The following is a 7,007-nucleotide window of genomic DNA, read 5'->3' as shown; positions in this document are numbered from 1 at the left end:
GGGGGTAGCGGGTCAGGCGGCAAAAACCGGCAGCAATTCTTTCCGCTTGATTAAATCCCCGTTGGGCTTGTTTACGATTGTTGAGGGGAATGGGCACCACCTGGGGCGGTATTTTAAGTTTCGCCTGGGGTTGTTGTAACCACTGTTCCGCCAACTGTTCCCCCAACCAGAGACCGATGCCCGGCTGTTGCTCAAATTTCATCACCGTTAAAGCCCGCCGCAGTTGCCCTTCATACTGTCCCCAAACAAAGCGGGGAAAATTCCCCTGCCATTGCCGAAAGTTCCCAGGAAAGCGGTGGCTGAAAATTTGTCCGGTGCAATCTCGACAAAACTGATCTTGACTAGGTTTCTGACAAAGAGGGCAAGGAGTTTGAAAGAGCAGGGAATGAAGGGATTGCCACATGGAAGACAAACTCATGGGAAATTAACTCTGGTTAGCAGTATTCCCCCGTAACCGGGCCACCGTATCCGTCACAATGGCGATCGCCTGGTCAATTTCTGTCTGGGTGGTGAAGCGGCTTAAACCAAAGCGCAGACTGGCTTGGGCGCTGGTTTTGTCCCGACCCAGGGCGTACAAGACGTGGGAAGCTTCGGTGCGATAGGAAGAACAGGCGGAACCGGAAGATAGGGCCAATCGAGTTTGCAATGCGGTCAGCAACGCCTTGGGATCGACTCCGGTAACACTGACATTGAGGTTGCCCGGTAAGCGTTGTTCATAGTCCCCATTCAGCACTATTCCGCTAATTTTTGCCAGACCTTGCCAAAGTTGATCTCGCAATGCCCGCTGGCGATCGCCTTCTGAAACTAAGTTTTCCGCCGCTATGGCCAAAGCTTTGGCTAAACCGACAATTAAGGGCACCGGCAGAGTTCCTGAACGAAAATTCCCTTCCTGTCCTCCCCCCAGTAGTTGGGGCGCTAGCCTAACCCCGGGATTTTGACGGCGATATAGTCCCCCAATGCCTTTGGGGCCATGGATTTTGTGCCCAGTGAAAGACAGTAAATCAATGTTCAATTGCCCCACATCCAGGGGAATTTTGCCCAGGGCTTGGGCTCCATCACAGTGGAAAATGATCGATTTTTGCTGACACAGTCTGCCGATTTCCTCCAGGGGTTGCACCACGCCAATCTCATTGTTGGCCGCCATCACGGACACAAGGATGGTATCGGGACGCAGAGCCTTTGCCAACTCGGTTAAATCCACCAAACCATTAGGCTGTACTGGTAAATAGGTGACCTCAAACCCCAGGGATTCTAGATAACGACAGGGGGCTAACACGGCCTGATGTTCCGTGGCCAACGTCACCAAATGTTTACCCTGGGCAAAGTAGGCCTCTGCCACTCCCCGAATGGCCAAGTTATTGGCCTCCGTGGCCCCACTGGTGAAGATAATTTCCTCCGGCCGGGCCGCCATGGTATCGGCAATTTCCTGCCTAGCCTGTTTAATAGCCCCTTCGGCCTGCCAACCGTAAAAATGGGCGCTGCCGGCATTGCCATACTGCTCCATGAAATAGGGAAACATGGCTTCTAGCACCCTGGCATCAAGGGCTGTGGTGGCGTGGTTATCGAAGTAAAGGGGGCGTTCCATGGTGGTTTCCTGGGCTCATTGGTCCCGGCAGTTCCTAGCTCGCTGGCTAATTATGCTCAACTTTTGCGGGACTTAGATTTACAAGATAACGTTTTACTTTCCTTTCTCCGTCACCATTTGGCAAAGGCGATCGCCAATTAACTGACCGGCCAGTTGGTGTCCCTGGATATTCCAATGGCCTACCCCAGGAATGGTGTTATCAAAACCGTGCCAATAGCTCTGCTCAGCATCAGCCTTTTGTTGCATAGTTGCCGCCAGGGTCAACACCGCAAAATTTTCCTTTTGCCCCAATTGTGCCAACCGCTGGTCAGGGTAGAACAAATTCTCCGCCCCCAACTGTTTTAATTGTTCCCGCACTTGCCGATCGGGGTACACCTGGGGAGGATTACTAATCACCACTGCTAGAAAATCAGCCTTTTCTTCCCTACTTAGCTGACTAGTCGCCGTTATCAGGGATTCTGTCGCAGCCCAGGCTTGCTCCCAGGCGGGATCAGTGGGTTCTCGGTATAGATTAACTTCGAAATCCAGAGCAGGAATGATGTCAGTATTAGCCTGCTGTTGGGTGGTTAGAGTTCGTTGGGTGACCCATTGTCGTTTGGCTTCATTGAGCACCTGCAACAGTCGCACCCGATTGATCAAGCCGTAGAGCAATCTTCTTGGGGCACTGTCCCGCCGTTGGTAGGCCGTTGTTTCCCTAAAATCAAGCTTCATTTGCCATTTACCCTCCATCTCTTCCCAAAAAGGCGCGAGGCGATCGCCGGGGCTTAACTGTCGAGAATTGTTGACAATGTCATTGCCGGTGAAAATTTGTAGCAATACTAAATCTGGTTGGTATTCAATAGCATGGTGCCGGAGGGTTAAATATTCCTGGGCAGTGCCGTAGTCCCCCACGCCAAAATTAATTACCTCCACTGTTTTACCCGTTAAGCCAGCACAGGAGGCCAAATTTTTTTCTATGGCACTCCAATAGGTCTCATCTTCATTAACCTGAATTGCTTCGGAAAAGGAATCTCCCAACACCACAATGCGGTACGCATCCGCCGGTTTATCTTTTTCATAATGGCGATCGCGCAGGCCGTCGGCGTTGATTCTCACTAAACCATTGCCTTCATGGATCCAACGGGCGGTGAAATTGGGAATTAAGCTATGACCCCGTTGGGGATCTACTTGGTAAAAACTGGGATAGCTAACCCCGATCAGCCTCAGGGCCACTTCCGCCACCACCACCGCAAAACCTAAACTGCCCAGCACCAGTAGGGTATTAGCCAACCACTGTTTATTTTGAGGAGATTTTGCCATGGAGAATAAAACGATTGCGGAGAAATTCAGTTATTGAGGCATATACATCGACCTCAACTATATCTAAGCACCATCCGACCCTTGGGAAATCCCCAGTGAATCCTGGCAACCATGGGAAAATTTCCCCTCTCACTAATGGTCTCGTCTATTCCCAGCGAAAAAATTTTCCCCAGAGGTAGCAAATAAAAAATGCGATGTACCCTTAAGGAAATTAACCTTGCCCGACTGTGCAATCTAACGTAGCTATTATGACTAAGCGAACTTTTGGGGTAATTGGACTGGCAGTAATGGGGGAAAATCTCGCCCTCAACGTGGAAAGTCGAGGCTTTCCCATCGCCGTCTATAACCGTTCCCCCAACAAAACTGAAAAATTCATGGCCGAAAGGGCTGTGGACAAAGACATTAAAGCCGCCTACACCGTAGAAGAATTTGTCCAACTGTTAGAACGCCCCCGCAAAATCCTCGTAATGGTCAAAGCTGGGGGCCCCGTGGATGCGGTGATCGATGAGCTGAAACCCCTTTTAGAAGCAGGGGACATGATCATCGATGGCGGCAACTCCCTCTATGAAGATACGGAGCGTCGCACCAAGGATTTGGAAGCCACTGGCCTAGGCTTTGTTGGTATGGGGGTCAGTGGAGGGGAAGAAGGCGCATTGCTGGGCCCTAGCTTGATGCCCGGGGGCACCCCCACCGCCTATAAGGAATTGGAACCGATTCTGACTAAAATTGCCGCCCAAGTGGAAGATCCCGATAACCCGGCTTGTGTGACCTTCATTGGGCCTGGAGGGGCGGGGCATTACGTCAAAATGGTGCATAACGGCATTGAGTATGGCGATATGCAACTGATCGCCGAAGCCTACGACATTTTGAAAAATGGCTTGGGGCTAAGCAACGAAAAACTCCACGAAGTTTTTGGACAATGGAATCAAACTGACGAACTGAATTCTTTCCTGATTGAGATCAGCACCGACATTTTTGCTAAAAAAGATCCCGAAACCGGGGGACATTTAATTGACTACATCCTCGATGCGGCGGGGCAAAAGGGCACAGGACGCTGGACAGTGATGAGTGGCCTGGAGTTGGGGGTACCGATTCCCACTATTTACGCCGCCGTCAATGCTAGGGTAATGTCCTCTCTCAAAGAGGAACGGGTAGCTGCTTCGGGCCAACTGTCTGGCCCTGGTAAGACTTTTAGTGGTGACGTGGAAGCCTGGATTCCCAAGGTGCGGGATGCTCTCTACTGCTCGAAAATGTGTTCCTATGCCCAGGGCATGGCCTTAATCGCCAAAGCTTCCCAGGAATTTGGTTATGACGTTAACCTGCCGGAAATTGCCCGCATTTGGAAAGGGGGTTGCATTATTCGAGCTGGCTTTTTGGACAAGATCAAGAAAGCTTTTAAGGATAATCCCCAGTTACCTAATCTGCTCCTGGCTCCAGAATTCAAGCAAAGTATTTTGGATCGCCAGGGGCCATGGCGGGAGGTGTTAATCCTGGCTAACGAAATGGGCATTGCGGTGCCGGCTTTCAGTTCCTCGTTGGATTACTTTGACAGTTATCGGCGGGCAGTGCTTCCCCAAAACCTAACCCAAGCGCAACGGGATTACTTTGGGGCCCACACCTATGAACGCACTGATAAGCCCAGGGGAGAATTTTTCCACACGGAATGGCTTGATTAGTTTCTTTGTGTTACTGATGATCACCCCCCAACCCTGGGGGGAAAAAGTTGATGCCAGCAATTCCAGCAATTACCAAGGGGCAAGCTCTGCCCTAAGCTGCTAAGGGAGCATCATTTTCTCCATGGGCTACTTGTTGGTAGTAATCCACTAACTGGCTTGTGGCCGCTGCCCAACCCCATCGTTCCGCTTCTTGCCGGGCATTTTGTCGTAACAGTTCTCGATCGCCAGGGGCGGACATTAACCGTTGGGTAGCCTGCACCACTCCCCCTGCCACACTGGGATCAAAGAGATAACCATTTTCACCATCGGTGACAATATCCAAAATCCCCCCGGAGGCCGCCGCCACCACAGGACAGCCCGCCGCCATGGCTTCCAAGAGCACTAGTCCTAGGGTTTCAGTGCGGGAAGGAAAAATAAACGCATCGGCGGAAGCAAAGGCCGCCGCCAACTCTAATCCCTGCATATAACCCGCAAAATAGGTATTCGTACCAGCAAAATGGGCTTCTAAATTTTTCCGATTCGGCCCATCCCCGACGATCGCCAGCCTGGCCTGGGGAATAGCTTCGAGCACAGGCTTAATTTCATCGATTTGTTTTTCCGCCGAAACCCGGCCCACATATAAAAATAAGGGGGCATCGGGGTGACCCTGGGACAATTTTTGCCGCATTTGGGCCGACTTTAGGTGGGGCTGAAACAGTTCCGTATCTACCCCCCGTTGCCATAGATCCACCCGTTCAATGCCGTGGTTAACCAATTCCTGCACCATGGCGGAGGAAGTGCAAAGATTTAATTCCGCTTGGTTATGGGCCAGTTTTAACAGCTCCCACAGCACCCCCTCCAGGGCCCCCAGACCATAATGTTGCAAATATTGGGGTAAATGGGTGTGATAGGAAGCCACCAGGGGAATATGCAAATGCTTAGCGTAATAGATGCCCCCCAAACCCAATACCGCCGGATTGACCACATGAATCAGGTCCGGTTTGAATTTCAGCAGGGCCTGTTTAATTTGGGGCGACGGAAAAGCTAGCTTCAGTTCTGGGTAAAGGGGTAAAGGCATGCCCTTCACTCCCTGGATTTTTGCCCCCTTATATTCCTTGAGCCCCCCCTCCGGACAGAAGACCAACACCTGATGGCCTTGGCGCTGCAGATTTTCCACTGTGTGCTTCAGACGGGTGACAATTCCATCAATTTTGGGCAAAAAGGTTTCCGTAAACAGGGCAACACGCATGGCTAGATGGGGGGATAAATCAAGTCGACAAAATTCAACAAAACAACAAGCACGATCCAGATTCTGGCGATCGCCCTGTACAACAAAACTTCACAATCTGGCGGCGGGCCAACCTACAATACTATATCGGCAAAACTTCCCCTTGCTCCCGCCAATAAAAGGCTAAATTGCTCAAACCATATTTTTTCTGGCGCACCAATTCCAATCCAGCAATCTGCTCCGGTGGTTGCCAATGGCGTCGGTCATATTCCACCGCTATTTCTCCAGCAGGGGTGAGGAGCTGCAACTCTCCCACTAGGGTTAAAACGGGGTTGTACAGGCCACTGGCATAGGGGGGATCAAGGTAAATGCGGTCAAAGGTTTGTCCTTTCAAGGTTGGGAGCAATTTCAGCACATCCCCCCGCAAAACTGACCATTGTTGCCCAGGCTGCGCCAATTTTTGCCAATTTTCTTTGATGATGGTGCATACTTTAGCGGACTGCTCGATCGCCACCACTTTATCTGCGCCCCGACAGAGGGCCTCCGCCCCCAGGGTGCCATTGCCCGCACAGAGGTCCAACCAGTGACAGTACTGAATTTCTCCCCGCCAAATATTGAACAATGCCAGACGGACTTTGCCCGTGGTGGGTCTAGTCTGTTGCCCCGGTAGGGTTTTCAATAGGCGATTGCCGTAAATACGCATAGCACCAAACAAAAATTGATCCTCCTACCGCTGACTGCTCAGGCAAACTCAGAAGGAATTCTTCAAATTCTCACATCGGGGCAAGAAAGGAAAGGGGGCAGAAACTAATCCTCTGACTAGGGGCGATCGCCAAACTGGCCCCAAAATATTAAGAATTGTTGCTGTTTCTTGTTTCATCTGTTAACGTGTGCTTCAGAGAGTGCATTTAACCACGCTGAAACAATTTTAGGAGGCGTTTACCATGCTCCCCATGCATCAGTGCCAGTCAAGCCACCACACCCTAGACTGAAGAACTATCCGAGGCGATGGTTCGGGTCTGGGTCAACAGTTATGCCCGCCATTGTCTGGAGCACCGTTTGTCTCCACCCAACTCGTTAATTTTCCAATTTTCTCCATCGCGTTTAGATTGAACTATGGCCATCGTTTCTAGGTAGGCCTGGTTCCTGGCATTGCCTTGGTTCATTCCCCGCTAGCACCTGGAATGGCAGTTCAGTGCTCCGCCTTGGGATTAGCGAGAACCCATTTTTCCAATTTCCA

General features: G+C 51.1%; 6 protein-coding genes. 1 reads left to right on the top strand and 5 read right to left on the bottom strand.

Annotated elements, in window-relative coordinates; translation table 11 throughout:
- From IQ219_RS01615 to IQ219_RS01605, 3 genes are all read right to left on the bottom strand, one after another.
- Positions 1–418 (bottom strand): ComF family protein (locus IQ219_RS01615; RefSeq protein ID WP_368667546.1); only part of this gene is annotated, 418 nt, incomplete at its 3' end.
- A 6-nt stretch (positions 419–424) separates the two neighbouring features.
- Entirely contained in the window at positions 425–1,585 is a 1,161-nt protein-coding gene (locus IQ219_RS01610) for a cysteine desulfurase family protein (protein ID WP_194071494.1), read from the bottom strand.
- A 93-nt stretch (positions 1,586–1,678) separates the two neighbouring features.
- Positions 1,679–2,884 carry an SGNH/GDSL hydrolase family protein gene (locus IQ219_RS01605; RefSeq protein ID WP_194071493.1) on the bottom strand — a complete coding sequence of 402 codons (1,206 nt, stop codon included), beginning with the start codon at positions 2,882–2,884 and terminating at the stop codon, positions 1,679–1,681.
- 248 nt (positions 2,885–3,132) lie between these two features.
- Here IQ219_RS01605 and gnd point away from each other — a divergent pair, with 248 nt between their 5' ends.
- Positions 3,133–4,560, top strand: a complete 1,428-nt coding sequence (gnd, locus tag IQ219_RS01600) for a decarboxylating NADP(+)-dependent phosphogluconate dehydrogenase (RefSeq protein ID WP_194071492.1) — start codon at positions 3,133–3,135, stop codon at positions 4,558–4,560.
- A gap of 91 nt (positions 4,561–4,651) precedes the next feature.
- Here the strand turns inward: gnd and IQ219_RS01595 are convergent, their stop codons facing one another.
- Together IQ219_RS01595 and rsmD are read right to left on the bottom strand one after the other, a co-directional pair.
- A complete protein-coding gene (locus tag IQ219_RS01595) occupies positions 4,652–5,788 on the bottom strand; it encodes a glycosyltransferase (RefSeq protein ID WP_194071491.1) in 1,137 nt (378 codons plus the stop codon).
- A 121-nt stretch (positions 5,789–5,909) separates the two neighbouring features.
- Positions 5,910–6,470 (bottom strand): 16S rRNA (guanine(966)-N(2))-methyltransferase RsmD, encoded by a 561-nt coding sequence (rsmD, locus tag IQ219_RS01590; RefSeq protein ID WP_194071490.1) that lies wholly within the window; start codon positions 6,468–6,470, stop codon positions 5,910–5,912.
- Positions 6,471–7,007: the final 537 nt, after the last annotated feature.

The sequence above is a fragment of the Synechocystis sp. LEGE 06083 genome (assembly GCF_015207725.1).
GTDB classification, from domain to species: Bacteria; Cyanobacteriota; Cyanobacteriia; order Cyanobacteriales; family Microcystaceae; genus Synechocystis; species Synechocystis salina.
The sequence above is the reverse complement of the archived record's forward strand: the minus strand, read 5'-3'. Positions and strand labels throughout refer to the sequence as shown.